The 23,633-nt window shown below is 69.0% G+C and carries 23 protein-coding genes; 10 read left to right on the top strand and 13 right to left on the bottom strand.

What is annotated here, in order from left to right:
• The first annotated feature begins 84 nt into the window (after positions 1-84).
• Complete coding sequence (locus tag AC1ECW_RS02495) at positions 85-1,272, top strand: AAA family ATPase (RefSeq protein WP_481201108.1); 1,188 nt, start codon at positions 85-87, stop codon at positions 1,270-1,272.
• Positions 1,273-1,330: 58 nt separating this feature from the next.
• Here the strand turns inward: AC1ECW_RS02495 and AC1ECW_RS02490 are convergent, their stop codons facing one another.
• The 6 genes from AC1ECW_RS02490 to AC1ECW_RS02465 all read right to left on the bottom strand — a co-directional run bounded on the left by AC1ECW_RS02490 (position 1,331) and on the right by AC1ECW_RS02465 (position 6,769).
• Positions 1,331-2,512 carry an ABC transporter substrate-binding protein gene (locus AC1ECW_RS02490; RefSeq protein ID WP_481201107.1) on the bottom strand — a complete coding sequence of 394 codons (1,182 nt, stop codon included), beginning with the start codon at positions 2,510-2,512 and terminating at the stop codon, positions 1,331-1,333.
• Positions 2,513-2,595: 83 nt separating this feature from the next.
• Positions 2,596-3,303 carry an ABC transporter ATP-binding protein gene (locus AC1ECW_RS02485; protein ID WP_409705048.1) on the bottom strand — a complete coding sequence of 236 codons (708 nt, stop codon included), beginning with the start codon at positions 3,301-3,303 and terminating at the stop codon, positions 2,596-2,598.
• A complete protein-coding gene (locus AC1ECW_RS02480; RefSeq protein ID WP_481201106.1) occupies positions 3,290-4,081 on the bottom strand; it encodes an ABC transporter ATP-binding protein in 792 nt (263 codons plus the stop codon). The genes AC1ECW_RS02485 and AC1ECW_RS02480 overlap by 14 nt, the downstream gene beginning before the upstream one ends.
• Positions 4,074-5,108, bottom strand: a complete 1,035-nt coding sequence (locus AC1ECW_RS02475; protein ID WP_409663901.1) for a branched-chain amino acid ABC transporter permease — start codon at positions 5,106-5,108, stop codon at positions 4,074-4,076. Before AC1ECW_RS02475 ends, AC1ECW_RS02480 begins: the two co-directional genes overlap by 8 nt.
• Position 5,109: 1 nt before the next feature.
• Positions 5,110-5,973, bottom strand: a complete 864-nt coding sequence (locus AC1ECW_RS02470) for a branched-chain amino acid ABC transporter permease (RefSeq protein ID WP_409663898.1) — start codon at positions 5,971-5,973, stop codon at positions 5,110-5,112.
• Positions 5,974-6,007: 34 nt separating this feature from the next.
• Positions 6,008-6,769 carry an SDR family NAD(P)-dependent oxidoreductase gene (locus AC1ECW_RS02465; protein WP_409705058.1) on the bottom strand — a complete coding sequence of 254 codons (762 nt, stop codon included), beginning with the start codon at positions 6,767-6,769 and terminating at the stop codon, positions 6,008-6,010.
• Between the two features lie 144 nt (positions 6,770-6,913).
• On the opposite strand from AC1ECW_RS02465, the gene AC1ECW_RS02460 reads away from it, so the two are divergent.
• Both AC1ECW_RS02460 and AC1ECW_RS02455 read left to right on the top strand, forming a co-directional pair.
• Positions 6,914-8,797 (top strand): PhoX family protein, encoded by a 1,884-nt coding sequence (locus AC1ECW_RS02460; protein ID WP_481201105.1) that lies wholly within the window; start codon positions 6,914-6,916, stop codon positions 8,795-8,797.
• A 157-nt stretch (positions 8,798-8,954) separates the two neighbouring features.
• A complete protein-coding gene (locus tag AC1ECW_RS02455; RefSeq protein ID WP_409705064.1) occupies positions 8,955-9,344 on the top strand; it encodes a nuclear transport factor 2 family protein in 390 nt (129 codons plus the stop codon).
• Between the two features lie 21 nt (positions 9,345-9,365).
• On the opposite strand, the gene AC1ECW_RS02450 is transcribed toward AC1ECW_RS02455, so the two are convergent.
• Positions 9,366-10,808, bottom strand: coding sequence for an NADP-dependent isocitrate dehydrogenase (locus tag AC1ECW_RS02450; protein WP_481201104.1), 1,443 nt, complete (start codon positions 10,806-10,808; stop codon positions 9,366-9,368).
• 123 nt (positions 10,809-10,931) lie between these two features.
• On the opposite strand from AC1ECW_RS02450, the gene AC1ECW_RS02445 reads away from it, so the two are divergent.
• Complete coding sequence (locus AC1ECW_RS02445; protein WP_481201103.1) at positions 10,932-11,903, top strand: LysR family transcriptional regulator; 972 nt, start codon at positions 10,932-10,934, stop codon at positions 11,901-11,903.
• Here the strand turns inward: AC1ECW_RS02445 and AC1ECW_RS02440 are convergent.
• On the bottom strand, positions 11,900-13,417 hold the full coding sequence (locus AC1ECW_RS02440; protein WP_481201102.1) for a CoA-acylating methylmalonate-semialdehyde dehydrogenase: 1,518 nt from the start codon (positions 13,415-13,417) through the stop codon (positions 11,900-11,902). The two genes, AC1ECW_RS02445 and AC1ECW_RS02440, sit on opposite strands and share 4 nt — an antisense overlap.
• Positions 13,418-13,542: 125 nt before the next feature.
• Between AC1ECW_RS02440 and AC1ECW_RS02435 the strand changes: the two genes are divergently transcribed.
• Both AC1ECW_RS02435 and AC1ECW_RS02430 read left to right on the top strand, forming a co-directional pair.
• Entirely contained in the window at positions 13,543-14,469 is a 927-nt protein-coding gene (locus tag AC1ECW_RS02435) for a LysR family transcriptional regulator (protein ID WP_409705096.1), read from the top strand.
• Between the two features lie 337 nt (positions 14,470-14,806).
• Entirely contained in the window at positions 14,807-15,229 is a 423-nt protein-coding gene (locus AC1ECW_RS02430) for a universal stress protein (RefSeq protein WP_409705075.1), read from the top strand.
• Between the two features lie 20 nt (positions 15,230-15,249).
• Here AC1ECW_RS02430 and AC1ECW_RS02425 read toward each other — a convergent pair whose 3' ends face one another.
• Positions 15,250-15,882 (bottom strand): TetR/AcrR family transcriptional regulator, encoded by a 633-nt coding sequence (locus AC1ECW_RS02425; RefSeq protein WP_409705078.1) that lies wholly within the window; start codon positions 15,880-15,882, stop codon positions 15,250-15,252.
• 193 nt (positions 15,883-16,075) lie between these two features.
• Between AC1ECW_RS02425 and AC1ECW_RS02420 the strand changes: the two genes are divergently transcribed.
• Together AC1ECW_RS02420 and AC1ECW_RS02415 are read left to right on the top strand one after the other, a co-directional pair.
• The gene (locus AC1ECW_RS02420; protein WP_409705081.1) at positions 16,076-17,056 is read left to right on the top strand and encodes a fasciclin domain-containing protein; all 981 of its coding nucleotides are present in this window, start codon (positions 16,076-16,078) and stop codon (positions 17,054-17,056) included.
• Between the two features lie 34 nt (positions 17,057-17,090).
• On the top strand, positions 17,091-17,546 hold the full coding sequence (locus tag AC1ECW_RS02415; RefSeq protein ID WP_409705084.1) for a fasciclin domain-containing protein: 456 nt from the start codon (positions 17,091-17,093) through the stop codon (positions 17,544-17,546).
• A gap of 73 nt (positions 17,547-17,619) precedes the next feature.
• Here AC1ECW_RS02415 and AC1ECW_RS02410 read toward each other — a convergent pair whose 3' ends face one another.
• The 3 genes from AC1ECW_RS02410 to AC1ECW_RS02400 all read right to left on the bottom strand — a co-directional run bounded on the left by AC1ECW_RS02410 (position 17,620) and on the right by AC1ECW_RS02400 (position 20,549).
• Entirely contained in the window at positions 17,620-17,826 is a 207-nt protein-coding gene (locus tag AC1ECW_RS02410) for a hypothetical protein (RefSeq protein WP_409705087.1), read from the bottom strand.
• Positions 17,827-17,989: 163 nt separating this feature from the next.
• A complete protein-coding gene (locus AC1ECW_RS02405) occupies positions 17,990-19,588 on the bottom strand; it encodes an alkaline phosphatase D family protein (RefSeq protein WP_409705090.1) in 1,599 nt (532 codons plus the stop codon).
• Positions 19,589-19,628: 40 nt separating this feature from the next.
• Positions 19,629-20,549, bottom strand: coding sequence for a LysR family transcriptional regulator ArgP (locus AC1ECW_RS02400; protein ID WP_481201101.1), 921 nt, complete (start codon positions 20,547-20,549; stop codon positions 19,629-19,631).
• Between the two features lie 73 nt (positions 20,550-20,622).
• Here AC1ECW_RS02400 and AC1ECW_RS02395 point away from each other — a divergent pair, with 73 nt between their 5' ends.
• Together AC1ECW_RS02395 and AC1ECW_RS02390 are read left to right on the top strand one after the other, a co-directional pair.
• Complete coding sequence (locus AC1ECW_RS02395) at positions 20,623-21,300, top strand: LysE/ArgO family amino acid transporter (RefSeq protein ID WP_409710144.1); 678 nt, start codon at positions 20,623-20,625, stop codon at positions 21,298-21,300.
• Positions 21,301-21,336: 36 nt separating this feature from the next.
• The gene (locus tag AC1ECW_RS02390) at positions 21,337-22,653 is read left to right on the top strand and encodes a D-amino acid dehydrogenase (RefSeq protein ID WP_409710147.1); all 1,317 of its coding nucleotides are present in this window, start codon (positions 21,337-21,339) and stop codon (positions 22,651-22,653) included.
• Here the strand turns inward: AC1ECW_RS02390 and AC1ECW_RS02385 are convergent, their stop codons facing one another.
• A complete protein-coding gene (locus AC1ECW_RS02385) occupies positions 22,654-23,610 on the bottom strand; it encodes a LysR family transcriptional regulator (RefSeq protein WP_481201100.1) in 957 nt (318 codons plus the stop codon).
• Positions 23,611-23,633: the final 23 nt, after the last annotated feature.

Below are 23,633 nucleotides of genomic sequence, written 5' to 3'. Positions count from 1 at the left end.
CCTACGTCCGGATGCCACAAGCTCAAGCAAATTAGGGAGCTTATTCGGATGATGTAAACCTGCTAATTCCTGTATATTTGCGCCATGGACCCCATCCGCAACCCCTTTGCGCCCGGGGCGGGCGCGCCCCCGCCCGAACTGGCGGGCCGCGATGCCTTGCGCCAGGAGGTGCACATTGCGATGGAGCGTGTGCGCCTGGGGCGGCCCGCCAAGAGCGTGATGCTCGTGGGCCTGCGCGGTGTGGGCAAGACCGTGCTGCTCGACCGCATGCGCGAGGACGCCGAGGCCGCAGGCATCCACACCATCCGCGTCGAAGCGCCCGAGGAGCGGTCCCTGCCGGCCCTGCTGGCGCCGCAGTTGCGCCAGGCCCTGCTGCGCCTGAGCGCGCTGGACAACGCCAAGGACCTGGCCATCCGCGGCCTGCGCGCCCTGGCGGGTTTTGCCCGCAAGCTGAAGGTCACCTACAAGGACATCGAGGTGGGCCTCGACTATGAGCCCGAGCCCGGCCTGGCCGACAACGGCGATCTCGAGCACGACCTGCTGGCCCTCATGGAGCAGGCCGGCCTGGCGGCCAAGGCCGCGGGCACAGCGCTGGCCCTGTTCATCGACGAACTGCAGTATGTCGAAGAAGCCCAGCTGGCCGCGCTGATCACCGCCTTGCATCGCACCTCGCAGCGCCAGCTCCCGGTGGTGCTGGTGGGGGCGGGCTTGCCGCAGTTGCGCGGCCGCATGGGCAATGCGAAGTCCTATGCCGAACGGATGTTCGACTTCCCCGAGATCGGGGCCCTGCCACCCGATGCGGCACGCCTGGCCATCGTCAAACCCATCGAGGACGAGGGCGCGGCCATCAGGCCCGACGCGGTGCAACGCATCTTGGACGTGACCCAGGGCTACGCCTACTTCCTGCAGACCTGGGGCAGCCATGCCTGGAATGCCGCCTCGCAATCGCCCATCACCCTGGCCGACGTGGAGCGGGCGTCCATCACAGCGCGGGCGGAGCTGGACGAGAGCTTCTTCCGCGTGCGCTTCGACCGCTGCACCCCAAAGGAAAAGCGCTACCTGCGCGCCATGGCTGAACTGGGGGCGGGGCCCCATCGTTCTGGCGACATTGCCGACACCCTGGGCGAGAAAGTCACGACGCTTGCGCCCGTGCGCAGCTCACTCATCAAGAAGGGCATGATCTGGAGTCCCAACCATGGCGACACGGCCTTCACCGTGCCGATGTTCGATCAGTTCATGAAGCGCATCATGCCGGGGGCCCACTGGCGCTGAGCGCCCGCCAGGCAAAAATGGGGCCGCAAGGCCCCTGGTGCGTTGGCGGGCACGGCGCTTACTTGCTGCCGAGCTCGCGCAGCGTCACCTGCCGGACCTTGCCGCCCTCGACCACGGCCACGTAGGTGTTCGCGATCGAGCCGCCCTTTTCGTCCACCCCCTCGATGTCGTTGGGGTTGTACTTGTCGGGCAGGGCCTTGAAGGCTTCGTTGAGCTTGGCCCGGATGGCCTTGGCATCGCTGACGGTGCCGGCCAGGCGCATGGCCTGCGCGGTGGCGTGCACGGCGGTGTAGTTCAGCGAGACCTCCGAGCTCGGATCGCGCCCCGGGTTGAGCTTGCGGAAGCGCTCGACGAAGTCACGGGCATGGGCTCGCGTGTCCTCCACCAGCGGCAGCACGCCGATCGAGCCTTCCAGCGGGCCATAGCCCCCCGTCACCTTCGCGATCTCGTCCATCTTGGCCTGGTCGATGATCACGAAGCCGCCCTTGAAGCCCAGCTCACGCGCCTGCTTGATCACGAGGCCGGTGGGCTCGGAGGCGCCGCCGATGAACATCACGTCGGGCTTGGCCGCCAGCACGCGGCTCACGCCGCTGTAGAAGTCGGTCGAGCGGTTGTACGACATCGGGTTCTCGGCCACGACTTTGCCGCCCGCCTTTTCCCAGGCGGGCTTGAAGGCCGCGGTCCAGGCCTTGGCGTAGTCGTGGTCGGCATTCGCAATGGCCAGGTTCTTGCCGTACTTGCCCATCGCATAGCGGGTGAAGGGCTCGACGTAGCCGGTGAACTCCGGCGGGATGCGCAGCGTGAGCTGATTGCCGCGTGCGGTGATGGTGGGCACGCTGGTGTACGACAGCAGCAGCACGCCCAGGCGCTCGTTGGTGGTCTGCACCGCGAAGCTGCCGCCCGAATGCGGGATCAGCACGGCCGGTGTCTTGTGCTCCTGCACCAGGCGCTGGGTGTTGATGGCGCTTTCGCTGGGGTTGTACTTGTCGTCCAGCGCCACCAGCTCGAGTTTGTACTTTCTGCCACCCACGTCCAGGCCATCGGCATTGATCTCGGCGATTGCCATTTCCATGCCCGACAGCACGTTCTTGCCGTACAGCGCAGCGCCGCCGCTCAGCGGGCCGGAAAAGCCGATCTTGACGACCTCCTGGGCGAAGGCGGTGCTGCCCAGGCCCGCCAGGGCCACGGCGGCGGCCATGCTGCGCAGCACGAAGCGGCGCGAAGAGGATGAATGCAACATGTCTGTGCTCTCCTGAGTGAAGCCGACCTGCACAGGGCCGGCGTGTGGTGGAACCAAAGAAAGAAAAGGAAACCGCCTCGCGATCAGGCCCCGATGTAGGCCCGACGCACCGTGTCGTTGTTGAGCAGCTCGTCGCGGCGGCCTTCCATCACGATGCGCCCGCCTTCGAGCACGTAGGCACGGTGGGCGATCTGCAGCGCCGCATAGGCGTTTTGCTCGGCCAGCAGCACGGTGGTGCCGGCGCGGTTGATGCGCTGGATCACCTCCAGCACCTGCTTGACCACCAGCGGCGCCAGGCCCAGCGAGGGCTCGTCGAGCAGCAAGGCCTTGGGCCGGCCCATCAGCGCGCGGCCGATGGCCACCATCTGCTGCTGCCCGCCCGACAGCGAGCCGGCCGCGTCGTCCTTCTTCTCGCGCAGGATGGGGAACATCTCGAAGACCTCTTCGAGCCGCCTGGCATTGCCCTGGCGGTCGCGCCGGTGCACGTAGGCGCCCAGCATCAGGTTCTTCAGCACCGACATGCCGGGAAAGAGCTTGCGGCCCTCCGGGCACAGCACCAGGCCCTGCTCGACCAGGCGGGCCGGCTTGGCTCCCGTCACCTCCTGGCCACGCAGGCGGATGCGTCCGCCGGCCGCCCTGAGCAGTCCGCTGGCAGTGAGGAAGATCGAGCTCTTGCCCGCGCCGTTGGCACCCAGCAGCACCACCAACTCGCCGTCGTCCGCGTGCAGCGACACCTCGTGCAGGGCGCGGAACGAGCCGTACTGCAGGCTCACCTTCTCAAGCTGCAGCATCGGCGGCCTCCTTGATGTCGTGGGCGCCGTCGCTGCCCAGGTAGGCCTCGATCACCTGAGGGTTGCTGCGGATCTCGGCCGGGCTGCCCTCGGCGATCTTCTCGCCGTAGTTCAGCACCATGATCTTGTCAGCCAGGCTCATGATCATGTCCATCTTGTGTTCGATCAGGCACACGGTCAGGCCGCTGTCGCGCATCTTGCGGATCAGTGCGGCCAGGCCCACGGTCTCTTCGGGGTTCACGCCGCCGGCGGGTTCGTCGAGCAGCACCACCTTGGGTTCGGTGGCCAGCGCCAGCGCAAAGGCCACGCGCTTGCGCTCTTCCTGCGAGATGTCGCCGGCCATGCGGTGGGCGGCGTGGGCCAACCCCACGAACTCCAAGACCTCCTCGGCCTTGCGGCGGCAGCGCTTTTCCTCTTCGTGCAGGCGGCGCGTGCGCGCCAGCACGTCCCACAGGCCCGAGCGCGTGCGCAGGCGGTGGCCCACGATGAGGTTGTCCAGCACCGTGGCGCGGTCGAAGAGCGCGGTGGTCTGGAAGGTGCGCGCCACACCCAGCGCGGCCATCTGGTCGGCGCGCAGGCCGGCCACGTCGCGGCCTTCGTAGACGATGCGCCCGCTGGTGGGTGCCAGCGCTCCGCTGATCAGGTTGAAGAAGGTGGTCTTGCCCGCGCCGTTGGGGCCGATGATCGCGTTGATCTTGCCGGCCTCGATGGTGGTGCTCACCTCGCGCACGGCCGCCAGGCCGCCGAAGCGTTTGGTCAGTTGCTGGATCTCAAGCATGGCCGCCCTCCTGGGTGGACAAGGTGCCGGTGGCCCGCTGGCCGGCCGCGTGTGAGGCGGCCGCCGCACGCCGCGACAGGCGCCGCGCGCGCCACTGCAGCAAGCTGCCCACCAGGCCGTGCGGGAGGAAGATGACCAGCACGATGAGCAGCGGACCGAACACCACGAAACGGTACTCCTGCAGGAACTGCAGGTACTGCGTGAGCCAGGGCATGGCCAGTGCCCCCAGCAGCGGGCCGAACATCGTGCCGATACCGCCGATGAGCATGTACATCGTCATGTCGAAGGTGTGCTCCACGCCGGCCACGCTGGGGCCCAGGAAGCGCACGAAGCCGGCGTACAGGCCGCCGGCCAGGCCGGCATAGACCACCGACAGCACGAAGGCCGTCACCTTGGTGCGCATCAGGTTGATGCCCAGCGCCTCGGCCAGGTCCTCGCTGTTGCGCACGGCCACGAAGCTGCGGCCCATCAGCGAGTTGACGATGCGGTGCATGGCCCACATGCCCACCGCCAGAAAGAACAGCACCAGGTAGTACAGCTCGCGCGGCGACTCGAACTGCAACGGGCCGATGGGCGAGGGCGAGGGGATGCCGATGATGCCCACGGTCCCGTGGGTGAGGCTTTCCCACTTCTCGATCACCAGGTACATGATGTAACCCACGCACAGCGTGAAGATCGAGAAGTAGTGGCCCTTGAGCCGCAGCGAGACGATGCCGATGAACAAGCCCAGCACCGCGGCCACCCCGCCCGACAGCGCAAACGCCACCCAGAAGGGCACGCCGTGGTCCACCGTGAGGATGCCCACCGTGTAGGCGCCCACCGCCATGAAGCCCGCGTGCGCGAGGTTGAACTGGCCCGTGTAGCCGGTGATGAGGTTCAGCCCCACGGTGGCCAGCGCAAAGATGTAGGCGGTGGACATCACCGTGAGGTGGTAGTCGTTGCCCGCCACGAAGGGGAAAGCGATGCCGGCGGCCAGCAGCAGACTCCAGCCGAACTTGCCATGCAGAAGGTCGAAGACGCGGTCCATATCAGCGCACTCCCTTGGTGAACAGGCCCTCGGGGCGGAACGACAGGATCACGACCAGCAGCGCAAAGGCGATGATGTCCTTGTAGTCGGGCGAGATGTAGAAGGCGCCGAAGCTCTCGGCGAAGCCGATGATCAGCCCGCCCACGATCGCGCCGGGCACGCTGCCCATGCCGCCCAGGATGATGATCACGAAGGCCTTGGTGATGACCAGGTGGCCCATCGCGGGGTAGATGAGGTTGATGGGCGCATACAGCGTGGCGGCCACTGCAGCGAGCACGCCCGAGATGGCGAACGTCAGCATCGCCACGCGATTGGGGTCGATGCCCACCAGCGCCGCGCCCTGGCGGTTCTGTGCCATCGCGATGATGGTCGAGCCCATCACCGTCTTTTTCAGGAAGAGGTGCAACGCCACCATCAGCGCAAAAGCCGCCCCCACGATCATCAGCCGCTGCACCGGCGCGGTGGCACCGCCGATCTCGACGATGCCGGTGTAGGGCGTGGGCAGGCGGTGGAAGTCGGCCCCCCATACCGCCTGGGCGCCGGCTTCGAGGAAGAGCAGCAGGCCGATGGCCGCGATCATGTGGTGCAGCCCCGGCGCATCGCGCAGCGGGTGGAACACCAGCCGCTCGGCCAGCACGGCAATGAGCGCCACGGCCACTGCGGCCCCCGCCATGCCCACCCAGTAGTTGAAGCCCTGGGCGGTGATGAGCCAAAAGGCCGCGTAGGCGCCGGCCATGTAGAAGGCGCCATGCGCGAAATTGGGCACGTGCAAGATGCCGTAGACGAGTGTGAGACCCAAGGCCACGAGGCTGTAGATGCCGCCGAGCGTGAGCCCGTTGAGCACTTGTTGGAAGAACAAGTCCAAGGCGAAACTCCGTGTGAGAGGCAACGGCACAGGCTCAGCGGATCATGTAGCCGCCATCGGCCACGATCGTCTGGCCGGTGATGTAGCGGCCGGCGGCCGAGGCCAGCATCACCGCGATGCCGCCGATGTCATCAGGCTCGCCGAAGCGGCGCAGCGGCAACTGGCTTTCGATCAGCGCGCGCACGCGCGGGTCGTCCACCAAGGCCTTGGCGAAGTCGGTGCGGATCACGCCAGGGGCGATGCAGTTGACGCGGATGTTGTCCGGCCCCCACTCGACGGCCAGGTTGCGCGCCAACTGCATGTCGGCCGCCTTGGAGATGTTGTAGGCGCCGATGGTTGCCGAGCCGTGCAGCCCGCCGATCGACGAGACGATGACGATGGCGCCGTCCTTCCTGGCGGCCATGTCCTCGCGCACCATCTGACACAGCCAATGATTGCTCAGCACGTTGTTGTGCATGATCTTGTCGAAGACCTCATCGCTCATGCCGGTGCTGGGGCCGTAGTAGGGGTTGCTCGCGGCATTGCACACGAGGATGTCGATCGGTCCCCAGTGCTCGCGGGTGCGTCTCACCAGGGCTTCGAGCTGGTCCCTGGACGAGATGTTGGCCGGGATCGCGAGGGCCTGGCCGCCGTCGTCGCGGATGGCCTGGGCCACGGCTTCGCAGGCGTCGGCCTTGCGGCTGGAGATCACTACGCGGGCCCCACTGCGCGCGAGGTTTTCGGCGATGGATCGGCCAATGCCGCGGCTGGAGCCGGTCACAATGGCCACCTTGTTGTCGAGGCGGAAAAGCTTCATCCGCTGTCTCCTTCTGATACTGGGTTCGCAAGGTAGGCAGGCCGCACATCAGGGTCAGTCACGCACGAGACAATCCCAGGGTCCACCCTAGGTTTTCGGACGGCCGTGCACTTCTTCAGGACATATTCAGCAAGCCTCATCACCATGCCCAAGGACTACGAACGGATGGAGTGGTCGAACCGCAGCGAGCGTGCGGACCTGCGTTCGTTGTGCGATCTTTCGCGGCGTCGTGTGCTGCAAGGCAGTACGGTGGCGGCCTTGGTCTCTCTGGGCCTCGCGCCGGCTTCGGCGGTGTCGTCATCGCCGCTGTTGGGCTTTCGGGGCGTGCCGCCCTCCACCGCCGATGCCGTGGTGGTGCCCGAGGGCTACGTGGCCCAGGTGATCGCACGGTGGGGCGAGCCGGTGGGCCTGGTGGGGAACATGCCCCCTTGGCGGCCTGATGCGAGCCACAGCGCCGACGACCAGGCCGCACAACTGGGCATGCACCACGACGGCCTGCACTTCTTCCCGCTCGACGGCCGCAGCGACCGGGGTCTGCTGGTGATGAACCACGAATACACCGATGAAGGCCTGCTGCATCCCGACGGCATGGCGAACTGGTCAGCCGAGAAGGTGCGCAAGAGCCAGGCCGCGCACGGCATCTCGGTGGTGGAGGTGGCAATGCGTGATGGCCGATGGCAACTGATGCGCCCCTCACGGTATGCGCGCCGCCTCACGGTGTTCTCGCCCTTCACGCTGCGCGGCCCGGCCGCCGGCCACCCGATGATGCGCACCGCGGCCGACCCGGCCGGCCTCACCGTGCGGGGCACCCTGAACAACTGCGCCGCCGGCCTCACGCCCTGGGGCACCTATCTCAGCGGCGAAGAGAACTTCATCGGTTACTTCGCCGCACCAGAACGGCTCGATGCCCACCAGCGCCGCTGGGGCCTGGGTGCCAATTGGGGCTACCGCTGGCATGAGTTCGACGAACGCTTCGATGCCGCGCGCCACCCCCACGAACCGAACCGCTTCGGCTGGATCGTCGAGGTGGACCCCTTCGACCCGCAGTCCACCCCGGTCAAGCGCACGGCCTTGGGCCGCGCCGCACACGAAGGTGCCACCGTGGCGGTCACCCGCGACGGCCGTGCCGTCGTCTACAGCGGCGAGGACGCCCGCTTCGAATACCTCTACAAGTTCGTCTCGCGCGACGCGATCCGTCCCGGTGGCGCCAAGGCCAATGCCGAACTGCTCGACCACGGCATCCTCTACGTCGCCCGCTTCGATGCCGATGGCCGGGGCCGCTGGCTGCCCTTGGTGCATGGCCGCGCACCCTTGACGCCGGCTCATGGCTTCGCCGACCAGGGTCAGGTGCTCATCCAGGCGCGCCAGGCCAGCGACGCTTTGCAGGCCACGCCGATGGACCGTCCCGAATGGGTGGCGGTGAACCCCGCCACGCGCGAGGTCTTCTGCTCGCTCACCAACAACACCCGCCGCGGTACCGAGGGTCACCCCGGCGTGGACGCCGCGCACCCGCGTGCACGCAACAGCATGGGCCACATCATCCGCTGGCGCGAGGAGGGTGACTTCGACGGCGAGACCTTCACCTGGGACGTCTTCCTCCTGGCCGGCGACCCGGCGAATGCGCGGGCCGAAGCGCAAGGCAATCTCCGCGGCGACGCCTTCGCCAACCCCGACGGCCTGTGGGTCGATGCCCGCGGCGTGCTGTGGATCCAGACCGACATGAGCGCCAGCGTGATGGGTCGCGGCGAATTCGCGCGGCTCGGCCACAACCAGATGCTCGCCTGCGACCCCGCCACCGGCGAAGTGCGCCGCTTCCTCACCGGCCCGCGCGGCGCCGAGATCACCGGTGCCACCATGACGCCCGACGGCACCACGATGTTCGTCAACATCCAACACCCGGGCGAGCCCGAGAACGACCGGACCGACCCGGCCGAGCCCACGAAACACTCCCGCTGGCCCGACGGCGGCCGGCCCCGCTCGGCCACCGTGGCGGTGAGGCGCCGGGACGGAGGGCTGGTGGGGGCGTGAGGCGCGATGAAGCAGGCCGGGCTTGGGAGGCGGCGTGCGGGGCTGAGGTCGGCGGGCCGCGGCATACTTTCACCATGCCCCCTGCACGGCGTCGAGACGCCCGCCTCGGGCCCCCGGTGGGGCGGCAAGCGCGCTGGTGGCTGATACGGAGCAGAGCATGTCCCCACACCCTCTCGACACCTGGCACCGGCTCGTCCGCGAGCAGGACGCCTCGGGCCTGCCGGCGCTGCTGGCCGAGGATGCCGTCTTTCACTCGCCCGTGGTGCATACCCCGCAGCGCGGGCGCGGGCTGACGGCGGCTTACCTTGCGGCGGCCTTCCGGGTGTTCTCCCACCCGAGCTTCCGCTACGTGCGCGAAATCGTCGGCCCATCGGAGGCGATGCTGGAGTTCGAACTCGAACTGGACGGCATCGCCATCAATGGCGTGGACATCCTGCGCTGGAACGAGGCCGGGCAGATCAGCGACTTCAAGGTCATGCTGCGCCCGTTGAAGGCCGTCCACCTGATCCACGAGCGCATGGCGGCAATGCTGCAGGCGGGGCGCTGAACACCGCCGCCAGGCGTCGATTCAGCCGTGCACCCCGGCATAGCCGGGCTCGCCGGCGAAGTGGTAGAGGTTCTCGGTCTTCACGACCTCATAGCCGGCTTCGTGCAGCCGGGCCTGCAAGGCCAGGACCTCGCCGAAGTCGGCCTGGTCGTCCGTGGCCTTGAAGCGGCAGCGCCAATGGTCCACACAGAAGGTTTGCGGCAGACCGTGCGGCCAGACCTTCACGCCGCGGTTGGTGATGAGCTGCAGCACCAGCGAGCCCTGCCCGAAGCGCTGCAGCGCCTGGCCGAGCTGCTCGGGTGCCGCCCCGCGCCACTGCAGGAACACATCGACGCCCACGAGTTGCTTGGGGGCCGGGTCGCGTCGCGCCGGGGCGGGCAGTTGCAGCGGGCCGTTCGCATCGAAGCGCACCGGGCGCAGGATCTCGGGCTGGCGCCCCAGGCGTTGGACCACCGCCTGCGCAAACGCCTGCGTGCCCAGCAGCCGGCGGCTGTGGCCCTCGCGGTGGATGTCGGCCGTGTGCAGGCCCTCCTCCAGTGTGCGCAGCCAGGCGTTGTGCACCCGCTCGGCCACCTCGGCCTGGCCAAGATGCAGCAGCATCTGCACGGCGGCATTGAGCAGGCCCGAGGGATTGGCCACATCGCGACCTGCCAGCTGGGGGGCCGAACCATGGATGGCTTCGAACATCGCGCAGTGCTCGCCGATGTTGGCCGAGCCGGCCATGCCGACCGAGCCGGCGATCTGCGCGGCCACGTCCGAGAGGATGTCGCCGTAGAGGTTGGGCGTGACGATGACGTCGAAGTCCTGCGGCGCATCGGCCAGGCGCGCGGCACCGATATCGACGATGAGGCTGTCGCGTTGCAGTTCGGGGTACTGTGCGCCGATCTCCTCGAAGACGCGGTGGAAGAGCCCATCCGTCATCTTCATGATGTTGTCCTTGATGAAGCAGGTGACGCGACGCCGCCCGTGGCGGCGTGCGTACTCGAAGGCGTAGCGCACGATGCGCTCGCAGCCCGGACGCGTGACCAGCTTGAGGCATTGATAGACCTCGTCGGTCTGGCGGTGCTCGATGCCGGCGTAGAGGTCTTCCTCGTTCTCGCGCACGATCACCACGTCCATGCCGGGGTGCCGGGTGGGCACCACCGGGTGATAAGCCACGCAGGGCCGCACGTTGGCATACAGGCCCAGCGCCTTGCGCAGGCTCACGTTCAGGCTCTTGTAGCCCCCGCCCTGCGGTGTGGTGATGGGGCCCTTGAGCAGCACACGGCTTTCACGCAGGACATCCCAGGATTCGGGGGCGATGCCCGAGGCGTGGCCGGCGCGATAGACCTGTTCGCCCAGTTCGAGCGTGCGGATGTCCAGACGCGCACCGGCGGCGTCGAGGATGCGCAAGGTGGCCTCCATCAAGGACGGGCCGATGCCGTCGCCAGGTGCGACGGTGACAAGGGGCAGGGATGGGCTCATGGCGTGATCTCCGTTCGTTGTGCCGGGTGGGCAGCGTCTGGATTTTTGGAGAACTCAAAGATTTTTAAAAATAGATTATCTTTGTGTGCAACATTGATGTTCTTAAATGATCGAGAGCCTGCCATGAAGACCCGCCTGCACACCCGCCAGACCACGTTCCGGCAACTGGAGATCTTCAAGACGGTGGCCGAGCGCCTGAGCGTGACCGAGGCGGCGCACGCGTTGCACCTGGCCCAGCCCACGGTGTCCACGCAACTGGCCAAGCTCTCAGAGGCTCTGGGCGTGCAGCCTTTCGAGCAGATCGGCAAGCGCCTGTACCTCACCGACGTGGGCGAGGAATTGCTGGCCAGCACGCGCGAGCTCTTCGATGTGCTCGACCGGCTGGAGATGCGCCTGGCCCAGCGCGCCGGGCTGTCCATCGGCCGCTTGCGGCTGGGCGTGGTCACGACGGCCAAGTACCTGGTGCCGGCCTTGCTGGGCCCGTTCTGCAAGGCGCATCCGCAGGTGGAGGTGGAGTTGCAGGTGGGCAACCGGGCCGACATCCGCCAGCGCTTGCAGGCCAACCTCGACGACCTCTACGTGTTCAGCCATCCGCCCCGTGAACTGGACATCGAGGCGCAGTGGCTCACCGACAACCCGCTGGTGGTGATCGCCCCGCAGGACCACCCGCTGGCCCGCCGTCGCCGGCTGCGCTGGACGGATCTCGCTGGCGAGCGGCTGCTGATGCGCGAACCCGGTTCGGGCACGCGCCATGCCATCGAAAGGCATCTGGCCCAGCAAGGCTGGACGCTGGGCCGCACGCTCACGATCGCCAGCAACGAAGCGATCAAGGAAGCCGTGCTCTCGGGCCTGGGCCTGGCCATCCTGAGCCGGCACGCGCTCACCCACATGGCACCGGGCAACCTGGTGGAGCTGCCGGTCCAGGGTTTTCCGATCCCGAACAGTTGGTACTTGGTCACCCCCAGGGGCAAGCAGTCGTCGCCGATCGCGCTGGCCTTCCGCGAGCATTTGCTGAGCGCGCTTGCGCCCAAGCCTGCCGGGCGCTCGTCGCTGAGCGCCGAAGAAAGGTGCACGAGGCCCAGCCGGCGGGTTTAGCGTGCCGTGGGCATCACGAATTCGGCCCCCTTGGGCGTGCTCTCGGGCCAGCGCTGCATCACCGACTTCTGCCGGGTGTAGAAGCGCACGCCCTCCTCGCCGTACGCATGCATGTCGCCAAAGAGCGAGCGCTTCCAGCCCCCGAAGCCATGCCAGGCCATCGGCACGGGGATCGGCACGTTGATGCCCACCATGCCCACCTCGATGCGTTGGGCGAACTCGCGGGCGACATGGCCATCGCGGGTGAAGCAGGCCACACCGTTGCCGTATTCATGGGCATTGACCAGGGCCACCGCCTGCGCGAAGTCCTTCACGCGCACGCAGCACAGCACCGGGCCGAAGATCTCCTCGCGGTAGATCTTCATCTGCGGGGTCACCCGGTCGAACAGCGTGCCGCCCAGCCAGAAGCCGTTTTCGTGGCCACTCACCGTGTAGCCGCGGCCATCCACCACGAGCTGCGCGCCCTCGCGCACGCCGTGGGCGATGTAACCCTCGATGCGCTCGAGCGCCTGCTTCGTGACGATGGGGCCCATCTCGGCATCGAGCTCCATGCCGTTCTTGATCTTGAGTTGCTTCGTGCGCTCGGCCAGCCGGGGCACGATCCGGTCGCCCACCTCGCCGACCAGCACCGCCACCGAAATCGCCATGCAGCGCTCGCCCGCCGAGCCGTAAGCCGCGCCGATCAGGGCGTCCACCGCCTGGTCGAGGTCCGCGTCGGGCATCACCACCATGTGGTTCTTGGCGCCGCCCAGCGCCTGCACGCGCTTGCCGTGGCGGGCGCATGTCTCGTAGATGTACTGCGCAATGGGCGTGGAGCCCACGAAGCTCAGTGCCTTCACGTCCGGATGCGCCAGCAGCGCATCGACCGCCACCTTGTCGCCTTGCACCACGTTGAACACGCCGTCGGGCAGACCGGCCTGCCGGAGCAGTTCGGCCATGAAGAGCGAGGGCGAGGGGTCGCGCTCGCTGGGCTTGAGCACGAAGCTGTTGCCGCAGGCGATCGCCACCGGGAACATCCAGCACGGCACCATGCAGGGGAAGTTGAACGGCGTGATGCCCGCCACCACGCCCAGGGGCTGGCGCATGGTCCAGTTGTCGATGCCGGTGGACACCTGCTCGGTGTAATCGCCCTTGAGCAGTTGCGGGATGCCGCAGGCGAATTCGACGATCTCGATGCCGCGCGTGACCTCGCCCTGCGCGTCGGTGAACACCTTGCCGTGCTCGGCGGTGATCATCGCGGCCAGCGTGTCGCGGTGCTGGTTGAGCAGTTCGAGGAACTTGAACAGCACGCGCGCACGGCGGATCGGCGGGGTGGCCGCCCAGCCGGGGAAGGCCGCCTGCGCTGCGGCCACCGCGGCGTTCACGTCCTCGGGGCCGGCCAGCACCACCTCGCGCGCCACCGTGCCCGAGGCCGGGTGGTAGACGCTCTGGGTGCGGCCGCTCGTGCCGGGCGTGAGACGGCCGGCGATCCAGTGGGCCACGGTGGTGGAAAGTTGCAGGTCGGGGGCGCCCATGTCGTTCTCCTGAAGGGTCGGCGATGCACCCAGTCTAGGCCGCCACTGCGGGCCTTCCAAGCGCTGGCGGCTGACCACATTGTTCATTAGCATGAACAATCACCACCAACACCGTGAGATCAATCATGCTGGGCGAGCGCATCGAGGCCCTGTGGGGCCATGTCCATGCCCTGGGCGAACTGGCCGAGCAGGGCAGCTACACCGCGGCTGCGCGCCGCCTGGGCATCTCCAAGGCGGCGATGAGCCAGCGCATTGCCGAACTCGAGCGGGCCGCCGGCGTGCCGCTGGTGCAGCGCACCACGCGCTCGGTGCGCCTGACCGAGGCGGGCCAGCAGCTCGTGGATGCCACGCGCGAGGCCTATGCGCAGATCGAGCGCGGCTTTGCCAACGTGCGCGACCTGGCCGGTGCCCCGCGCGGCCTGGTGCGCCTGAGTGCGCCGGTGGCGCTGGGGCGCCAGCAGATCGTGCCGCGGCTGCCCGAGTTCCTGCGCCGCCATCCGCAGGTGCGCATCGAGATGGACCTCTCCGACCGCCTGGTCTCGCTGGCTCAGGAAGGCTTCGACCTGGCGGTGCGCCACACCGCCGCTCCCCCCGACACCCATGTGGCCTGGACCCTGTGCGAGACACGCTCCTGGCTGGTGGCCAGCCGGGCCTACCTGCGCCGGCGCGGCACACCCGCTCATCCGCAGGACCTGGTCGCGCACGACTGCCTGGCCTATCCCCGCCCGGGCGAGACGACCACCTGGTCGTTCGAATCGGCCGACGGCCAGCGCGTGACTGTGCCGGTGCGGGGGGCCTTCGCGGCCAACAACAGCGAGGTGCTGCGCGAGGCGGTGCTGGGCGGGTTGGGCCTGGCGGTGCTGCCCGACTTCAGCGCCCAGGCTGCGCTGCGCGGTGGCCGCCTCGTGGCCGTGCTGCCGCGCTGGCGGCCGGTGGGGGCCTTTGGCGAGCGGCTCTATGCGATCCGTCCTTACAGCCCGGTGGTGCCGCGCGCCGTGCAGGCCCTGGTGGCCTACCTGCGCGACACCCTGGCCGCAGGCTTTGCGCCTTGACCATCGCCAAGGCCGGCCGCGGCCCGGGCGGAGCTTGGCGAAAAAAACGCCCACCGCGAGGGTGGGCGAGGAAGTCCTGTGAAGGACGTCGTTGGGAGACTGTGATACTGGCCCGCCGTGCGACACCTCGAGGGCGCCTGTGCGGCGGCGGCGACTTCTTGGTGTCAGCCCCGTGTGACAGCACCCAGCCACTGTACCGCCTCTGTCGTGAGGCCCCCATCCCTCAGAAGGGGGAAGCAGGGGGGCAACGGCAAGCTGCGTATGATCTTGATGCCCATCAAGTCCGCCCCGTCGCGGTGATGAGAAGCTTGCAACATTCCCTCTCAGGAGCGTTTCGATGAAGATCCTCGTTGCCGTCGACGGCAGTGCCTACACCAAGCGCATGCTGGGCTATCTGGCTGCGCACGACGAACTGTTCGGCGGCGGGCACGATTACACCGTGCTGACCGCCGTGCCGGCCGTGCCCCCGCGCGCGGCAGCGGTGATCGACAAGGAGACGCTGGCCGAGTACTACGCCGACGAGGCCGAGAAGGTGCTCAAGCCGGTGCGCACCTTCTTCGACAAGCAGGGCCTGAAGGCCAAGACCCTGCACAAGGTCGGCCATCCCGGTGAGGTCATCGCCAAGATGGCGGGCGCTGGCAAGTTCGACCTGGTGGTCATGGGCTCGCACGGCCACGGCACGCTGGGCAACCTCGTGATGGGCTCGGTGGCGACCTACGTGATCGCCCATTGCAAGACGCCGGTGATGCTGGTGCGCTGAGGCCCAGCGCCCGGCCGGGTTCAGTGCTCCGCGGCGTTGGCCGGCGCCGGTCCGCGCAGACCGTCGAAGCAGGTCGACAGCAGGTAGTCGATGATTTGCGCGTCGCTGTGCTGGCCGCCGGCCTTCAGGAAGCCCAGCACCGGATCGCAGGCACGCGCAAACAGGGTGTAGAGCACCACCTCGGGCGGCAGGGCCGGGTTGATCTGGCCATCGGCCTGCGCCGCGACGATCCAGGCCCCCAGCCGGTCGCTCAGCGCGATCAGCCGGTCCATGTAGCCACGGTGGGCGATCAGGGCTTGGCGCAGGCTGGAGTTCTGCGAGGGCAGCGAAGGCATCTCGCCGGCCAGTTGCACCTCCATCGTCCAGCGGGCGGTGGCGCGCAGCTTGTCGATGGGCGCAAGCCCCGCGTCCGCATCCAGCGGCGCGGTGAAGTCCAGCGCCCGTTGCAGCACGCGGATCATCGCCGCGGCCGCCAGTTCTTCCTTGGAGGTGAAGTGCTTGTACAGGCTCGCCTTGGCGATGCCCACATCGGCGGCGACCTCGTCCACCGTCATCACCTCGAAGCCCTTTTCCGCCAGCAGACGGTTGACCGACGAGACGATGGCGTCCTCGCGAGCGCGAAGCACCTGTTCCTTGAACGACATGCGGGCCATAGGCTGCATTGTAGACCTCCCGGCGACGAGACATACCCGATCGTCAAACTTTAACTGATCGGTCGTATGACAAACTAAGAAGTTGAAATTATGAACTGACGAGTTATATTTCCTGCTCGGCGACCGAAGCGTGTGCCCGATGACTTCGGACCCGGCGGGAGGGGCGTTTCTGGATTCCTTTCAGGAGAACCCCATGACTCGATGGCTCAAGTACCTGGTGGCGGCCGCGTCGGTCGCCTTCCTTGCCGCCTGCGGAGGCGGTGACGATGACGAGGACACCACGGCGGCGCCCAGCATTGTCGAGGTCGCCCAGAGCGATGCGAATTTCAGCACCCTGGTGGCCGCGGTGGTCAAGGCCGACTTGGTGGGCACACTCTCGGGCGACACCCAGCTCACCGTCTTTGCGCCCACCAATGCGGCCTTCGACGCGGCGGCCCGCGCCATCGGCCTGGCCGACGGTGCGGCGCTGGTGAACGCCCTGCCGGCCGATGCCCTGGTGAAGATCCTCACCTACCACGTGGTGGCCGGGGACAACCCGTCCACCGCCCTGACGGCCGGCTCTTTGAACACGCTCTACACCTTCGAAGGCAGTCCCGCCGCGCTGGACCTGAGCCTCACCGGCGGCGTGAGGCTCACCGACGAACTCGGGACCACGGCCACCGTCACCACCGCCGACCTCGACGCCCGCAATGGTGTGGTGCACGTCATCGACAAGGTGTTGGTGCCCCCCGGCGTGCTGAACCTCGTGCAGATGGCCCAGCTCAACCCGGCTTTCTCGGTGCTGGTGGAAGCCGTGGTGGAAGCCGGCCTGGTGGACACGCTGTCGGGCGCCGGGCCCTTCACGGTGTTCGCTCCCACGAACGATGCCTTCACGGCGGCCCTCGACGAACTCGACCTCACGAAGGACGAGCTGCTGGCCTCGCCCGATCTGGCGGCCATCCTGACCTATCACGTGGTGGGCGACGAGGTGCGCGCGGCCGAGGTGGCGGCCCTCGTGAGCAGCGGGCCGGCCGATGTGGTGACGCTCCAGGGCGACACCTTCCGCGTGGGCACCGACCTTCTCATCACCGACGGCCGCTCGCGCACCGCCAACCTCGTGGCCACCGACGTGGTGGCGAGCAACGGGGTGATCCATGTCATCGACCGCGTGCTGCTGCCGCCGGTGGCGCCCTGAATCTCCAACCCTCATCCCTCCAAGGAGTATTGCCATGAAGAAGCTGCTGATCGCCACCGCCCTGGGCTTGGGTCTGAGCGCCTCGGCCTGGGCCAAGGACATCGTCGACACCGCGATTGCGGCCGGCTCGTTCAAGACCCTGGTGGCCGCCGTGCAGGCCGCTGGCCTGGTCGAGACGCTCAAGGGCCCGGGGCCGTTCACGGTGTTCGCCCCCACCGACGAGGCCTTCGCGAAGATCCCCAAAGCCCAGCTCGATGCGCTGCTGGCCGACAAGGCCAAGCTGACCGCGGTGCTGACCTACCACGTCGTGCCCGGCAGAGTCATGGCCGCGGACGTCAAGGCCGGCAAGGTCAAGACCGTGCAGGGCCAGGAACTGACTCTCGGTACGACCGGCGGTGTGACGGTGAACAATGCCCGCGTGACGGCCACGGACGTGACCGCGAGCAATGGGGTGATCCATGTGATCGACACGGTGGTGATGCCCCAGTGAACCGACGGGCATCTCCTGGGGCGGGCACACCCCGCCCCGGCTGGGGGCCCGCCGAGGGCGGGCCCGGGGTGTGTCAGACGCCGTAGTGGCTGAACAGATCTTCGACGCGACGCCCCAGCGGGTCCTCGTCGCTGCGGCCATGGTGGGCCGGGGCGGGCACGGTGCCGCCCAGGCAGACCTCCAGCCCGAGCTCGGTGCCCAGGTCGGCGGGGTCGGGTTCATAGACCGGCTCCTGCGGGGCGGGAGCGCGGTTCCACGGGGGCAGCGAGAAGCGGGCCATGGTGCACCTTCCTTGCGGGCACGGCCAACGGGCGGTGCCTTGTCTCATCTCATGTTTCGGCAGTGTGCGCCGGGGCTGAAGCCCGCGATATCCCGAATTGGAGGGGGATGTGGCGACATTTGAACAGCCCGGGCCCTCAGCCGAGGGGGCTCGCGCTGGCTCGTCATGACCCCCAGGGGCCGGGCTCGCCCGCATGCTCGGGCTGCACGCCAGCATGACCCGACTCCACGACATAAACCGCCTGCGTGCCCAGCCGGGCGTCGGCGTGCACCGGGAAGCGCGTGGCGCGGAACTCGGCGCGCGAGCGGTGCGCATCCAGGCTCAGCAGCACGTAGCCGCGCTCGTCGGAGCGCGCATGCCGCAGATCCGGGTTGCTCGAGCGCACCAGACCCTGGGCATAGTCGGGCAGGCCGCGGGTGGTGATCGAGCTGGTGACGAACTCGCTGGCCACCACGGGCGACCGGGGGTCGTTGGGGATCACGCGCAGGTCCGCCGCGACATGGCGATGCACGTCGCCGCCCAGGGCCACGACGTTGCGCACCTGCGCCTCGGCCAGGCCCGACAGCAGCCGCTCGCGCGCGGCCGGATAGCCGTCCCAGGCGTCGGTGTACAGGCGACGGCCCACCGGTGTGCCCACGCCCCAGGGGCTGATCTGGCTGGCCTGGCCAAGCAGCTTCCACTGCCGGGGGCTGTGGGCCAGGCCGTGCTGCAGCCAGCGCTCCTGCTCGAAGCCCAGCATCGTGCGCTGCGGGTCCGACAGCTCCGGGCAGGGCGCGGCCAGGCGCCCGCCCACAGGCCGCTCGGCGCTGGCGCAGGCCTGGGGGGAGCGGTACTGCCGGCCATCGAGCGTCCACAGCTCGGCCAATCGACCCCAGGCATAGCGGTGATGCAGCCGCATCCGCGGCCCCTGGGGCGCCATCCACGGCGCCAGCGGCAGATGCTCGAAATAAGCCTGGTAGGCTGCCGCGCGCAGGGCCAGGAAGGCGGCCGGATCCGGATGCCGCGGGCTGCGCTCGCCGGCGTAATCGTTCTCGACCTCGTGGTCATCCCAGGTCAGCACCCAGGGGTGGGCGGCATGGGCGGCGCGCAAGTCGGGGTCGAGCTTGTACTGGGCATGGTGGCGTCGAAAGCCCGCCAGGGTGGTCGGGCGCGGGCCGTGACGGCGCAGCTGGAAATTCGGGTGGCTGGTCTCGTAGAGGTAGTCGCCCACGAACAGCACGAAGTCCAGATCCTGCCGGGCAATCTCGCGGTGCGCCACGAAATGGCCCTGCTCGTAATGCTGGCAGGAGGCCAGGGCCAGGCGCAGCAGGCCCACCTCGGCATCCTCGGCCGGCGCGGTGCGTGTGCGCCCGACGGGGCTGGTGGCCCCGCCGCAATGAAAGCGGTAGTGGTAGGTGCGAGCGCTGGGCAGGCCCCTCACGTCGACATGGACGGCATGCGAGCGCTCGGGCCCGGTCCACACCTCGCCGCGCTGGCGCACCTGCCGGAAGTGTTCATCGTCGGCAAGCTCCCACTGCAGCTTCAACGCCACCGGGGGCAGGCCGCCGTCGGGCTCCAGCGGCTGCGGAGCCAGCCGGGTCCACAGCACCACGCCATCGGGCCGCGGCATGCCGCTGGCCACGCCCAGCGTGAACGGGTCGTTGGTGAAGCGCGGCGTTTCGGCTCGCGCTTGCACCGGCGCGGCCAAGCGGGCCAGCGCCAAAGCGGCGCCGGCACGCGCAAGCTGCGCGAGGGTGTGGCGGCGGCTGGAGAGGGGGTGCATGGTGCCCTGCATTGTCGCGCCCGGGCCCCTGGATCGGGGTTCAGGGCGCGGGCTCCAGCACCCGGCGTGCCCCGGCCGCCAAGGCCAGACCGACGCGATCGAGCAGGCTGGCGCGCGCGCCGGGTTGGCGTTCGTCGCCCAGCTTCCATTGGTGCCAGTGCAGGGCCACCGGCAGGCGCACCTCGGGGTGCAGCACCTGCAGCTCGCCGCGTTCCAGATGGGCGCGCACCTGCAGTTCCGGGGCCACGCCCACGCCCCAGCCCATCACGGCCGCGCGTACATAGGCGTCGGACGAGGGCACGAAGCGTTCGCGCAAGCGGGGCGCGCGCACCCCGAAGGCACGGCTCACCCACTGCGCCTGCATGTCGTCCTTGCGGTTGAAGACCAGGAAGGGCACGTGCGCGAAGTTGCGCCGGTGCAGGCCCTGCGGCAGTTCGCGCGCGATGAAGGCCGGGCTGGCCACCGCCACATAGGGCATCACGCCCAGGGGGGTGACACGGCAGCCCTGCAAGGCCCGGCGCACCGTGCTCACGCAGCCCAGCACCGCGCCCTGGCGCAACCAGTCGTGGGTGAAGTCCTGGTCGTCCACCACCAGCTCCAGCGAGACGCCCTCGTGCACCAGCGCATCCAGCGCCGGCGGCACCCAGGTGGCCAGGCTGTCGGCGTTCACGGCAATCGGCAGCCGGTCGCCCCCGCCGCCGGCCGCATCGAGCTCGCGGGCCACGTCGGCGCGCAGCGCCTGCCACTGGCGCGCAAAGCGCAGCAGCACCTTGCCCGGCTCGGTCAGACGCAGGGGCCGCGCACGCACCACCACGGGCTGGCCGAGCCGGGCCTCCAGAGCCCGCAGGCGCTGCGAGACGGCCGACTGCGTGATGGCCAGCCGCGTGGCGGCCCGCTCGAAGCTGCCCTCGTCCACGAGGGCGGCCAGGCATTCCAGGGCGGCAGGGTCCAGGTCGTTCATAAGTGACGCTAATGTAATCGGAACAATATTCATCTCGCTTCACTGGAAGCGGCGCCCTGCCCACAATGCCCGGATGCTGGCCCTGGACCCGACCCGTGACGCCTTCGTCCTGAGCTCGCCCGCCCTCGTGGCGGCGGGGCTGCAGGGCCTGGTCGCGATGGCCGGGCTGATCGTGGCCATCGGGGCGCAAAACGCCCTGGTGCTGCGTCAGGGCCTGGCCCGCCGGCATGTGGGCGCGGTGGTGGCCGTGTGCATCCTGTCCGACTGGGCACTCACTGCGGTGGGCGTGATGGGCCTGGGCCGCTGGCTGGCCACCTCGCCGCTGTGGATGGAGGCGATGCGCTACGGCGGGGCGGCTTTCCTGATCGCCTATGGGGCGATGGCGGCCCGGCGCGCCTGGGCGGGCGCCTCGGCCGGCCTGGTGGCCCGAGGCGGCGACCGGGGCCTGGCGCCCACGTTGGCGGCGACGCTGGCGATGACCTATCTCAACCCCCATGTCTACCTGGACACCGTGGTGCTGATGGGAGCGCTGGGCGCGCAGCATCCGCCGGCGGCGCGCTGGGCCTTCCTGGCCGGTGCGGGCGCGGCTTCGGCCGCCTGGTTCGGCCTGCTGGGCTACGGGGCGCGTCTGGCCTCGGGCTGGCTGCGCCGCCCCGAGGTGTGGCGTGGCCTGGACGCGGTGATCGCCGCGGTGATGTTCTGGATCGCGGCGCAATTGCTGCTGCAACCCCTGGGGGCCTCCGGGGTCTGAACCTCGGGATGCCCCCGTTCCTTCGAGGAGTCGATCATGCGAGTCATCGTTCTGGGCGCCGGCATCGTGGGCATCAGCACGGCCTGGTACCTGCTCGAAGAGGGCCACGAGGTCACCGTGGTCGACCGCCAGCCCGATGCCGCGCTGGAGACCAGCTTTGCCAACGGCGCGCAGATCTCGGTGAGCTTCTGCGAACCCTGGGCCAGCGCCGGCGCACCGCTGAAGGTCTTGAAGTGGCTGGCCCGCGACGACTCGCCGCTGCTGTTCCGTCCCCGGCTCGACCCGCAGCAGTGGCTGTGGGGGCTGCGTTTCCTCACCCAATGCAACGACGCGGCCTTCGAGCGCAATGTGCGCCAGCTCGTGGCCCTGGGCCGCTACAGCCATGAGTCGCTCAAGGCCCTGGTGGCGCGCACCGGCATCGACTACCAGCGCCTGGAGCGCGGCATCTTGCACTTCTTCTCGACGCCGAAGGATTTCGAGGACGGCGCGGCCGGGGCCGAGCTGATGCGCAAGTACGGCGTGGACCGCCGCGTGCTCAGCCGCGAGGAGGTGCTGAAGGTGGAGCCCGCGCTGGCCGCCTACGGGCCCCACATCGCCGGCGGCACCTACACCCCCAGCGACGAGTCGGGCGACGCGCGCGTCTTCACCCAGCAACTGGCGCGCCTGTGCGCGCAGCGGGGGGCGCGCTTGCTCTACGAGCACGACGTCCTGGGCTTCGAGGCCGGTGGCGGTGAGGTGCGCGGCGTGCGTGTGGGCGACATGCGCAGCGGCCGCCAGCACACCCTCGTGGCCGACGCCTACGTGGCGGCGATGGGCTCGTACACCGCCCCGTTGCTGCGCCCGTTGGGCGTGTCGCTGGCCATCTACCCGGCCAAGGGCTATTCGGCCACGCTGCGGCTGAAGCATCCCGACAAGGCCAGTGTCGTAAGCCTGCTCGACGACAGCCGCAAGATTGCGATCTCGCGCCTGGGCGAGTTCGTGCGCATCGCCGGCACGGCCGAGCTGGCCGGCTACGACACCCGCCTGGACACGTCCACCGCGCGGGTGCGCTGCCAGGCCTTGCTCAAGCGCTACGAAGAGCTCTTTCCCGGGGTGGCCGATTTGAGCGAGCCGAACTTCTGGACTGGGCTGCGCCCCAGCACGCCTTCGAACATCCCCTACATCGGCCGCACCCGCGTGGGCCGGCTGTGGGTGAACGCCGGCCACGGCACGCTGGGCTGGACGCACGGCGCCGGCTCGGGCCGCGCGCTGGCCGAGCTGATGAGCGGCAAGCGGCCGGCGCTGGACTTCTGCTTCTGCGGGCCCCAGGCCGCCCTGGCGGGGGCATCCGGCCTGCGCCGTGTGGCCGCCTGATCAGCCGCCCCGGGCCGAGCGCCGGCGCTGATGCGCCTGTCCGGCCGCGACGATGCGCTCGCGCATCCAGACATGGGCCGGATGCCGGTCGTGCCGCTGGTGCCACAGCACCTCCACGTGCACGCCCTGCAGGGCCAGCGGGATGGGCTGGATCGCCAGCTCGTCCTCGAAGCCGGTGGCGCTGAGGAACTCGTAAGGCAGCACCGTCAGCAGGTCCGAGCCCGTGACCACCCGCCCGGCGGTGAAGAACTGGTTGACCGTGAGCACCACGCGCCGGGTGCGGCCCAGCGCGGCCAGGGCTTCGTCGACGAAGCCATGCGCGCGCCCCGAAAAGCTCACCAGCAGATGGTGAGCCTCGCAGAAGCGCTCCAGCGTGAGCTCGCCCTGCGCCAGCGGATGGCCTTTGCGCATCACGCACACATAGTGCCCGTCGTACAGCCGCTGGTGGTGGATGGTGGCCTGGCCGCCCTCGGCTTCCAAGGCTGCGACAGCCTGGGGGAAGTAGCCGATCGCGAAATCGGCTTCGCCGCGCTCCAGCCAGGGGCGCGGGTCGCGTGTGGTCAGCGGCAGCACGCGCACCTGGGTCAGGGCCTGGATCGATTCGATGGCCTGCACCAACGCCGGCAGCAAGGTGGCGGCCGTGGCGTCGGCCATGGCCAGACGGAAGGTGGCTTCCTGGGTGCGCGGATCGAAACCGCGCGGCTCGATGGCCTCGCGCAGACGGTCGAGCGCGGCGCGCACCTCGGGCCACAGGGCCTCGGCCTTCGGCGTGGGTTTCACACCGAAGGCGGTGCGGGTGACGAGCTCGTCACCCAGCGCCTGGCGCAGCCGGCGCAGCGCGTTGCTGACGGCCGGCTGGGTCATCGCCAGGCGCTGCGCCGCGCGCGTCAGGTTCTGCTCGGCCATCACCTGGTCGAACACACGCAGCAGGTTGAGGTCGAGGGTGCGGAAACTCATTCCGCCATCATGTCATAACCAAT

The sequence above is a fragment of the Caldimonas hydrothermalis genome (genome assembly GCF_056746695.1).
The sequence above is the reverse complement of the archived record's forward strand: the minus strand, read 5'-3'. Positions and strand labels throughout refer to the sequence as shown.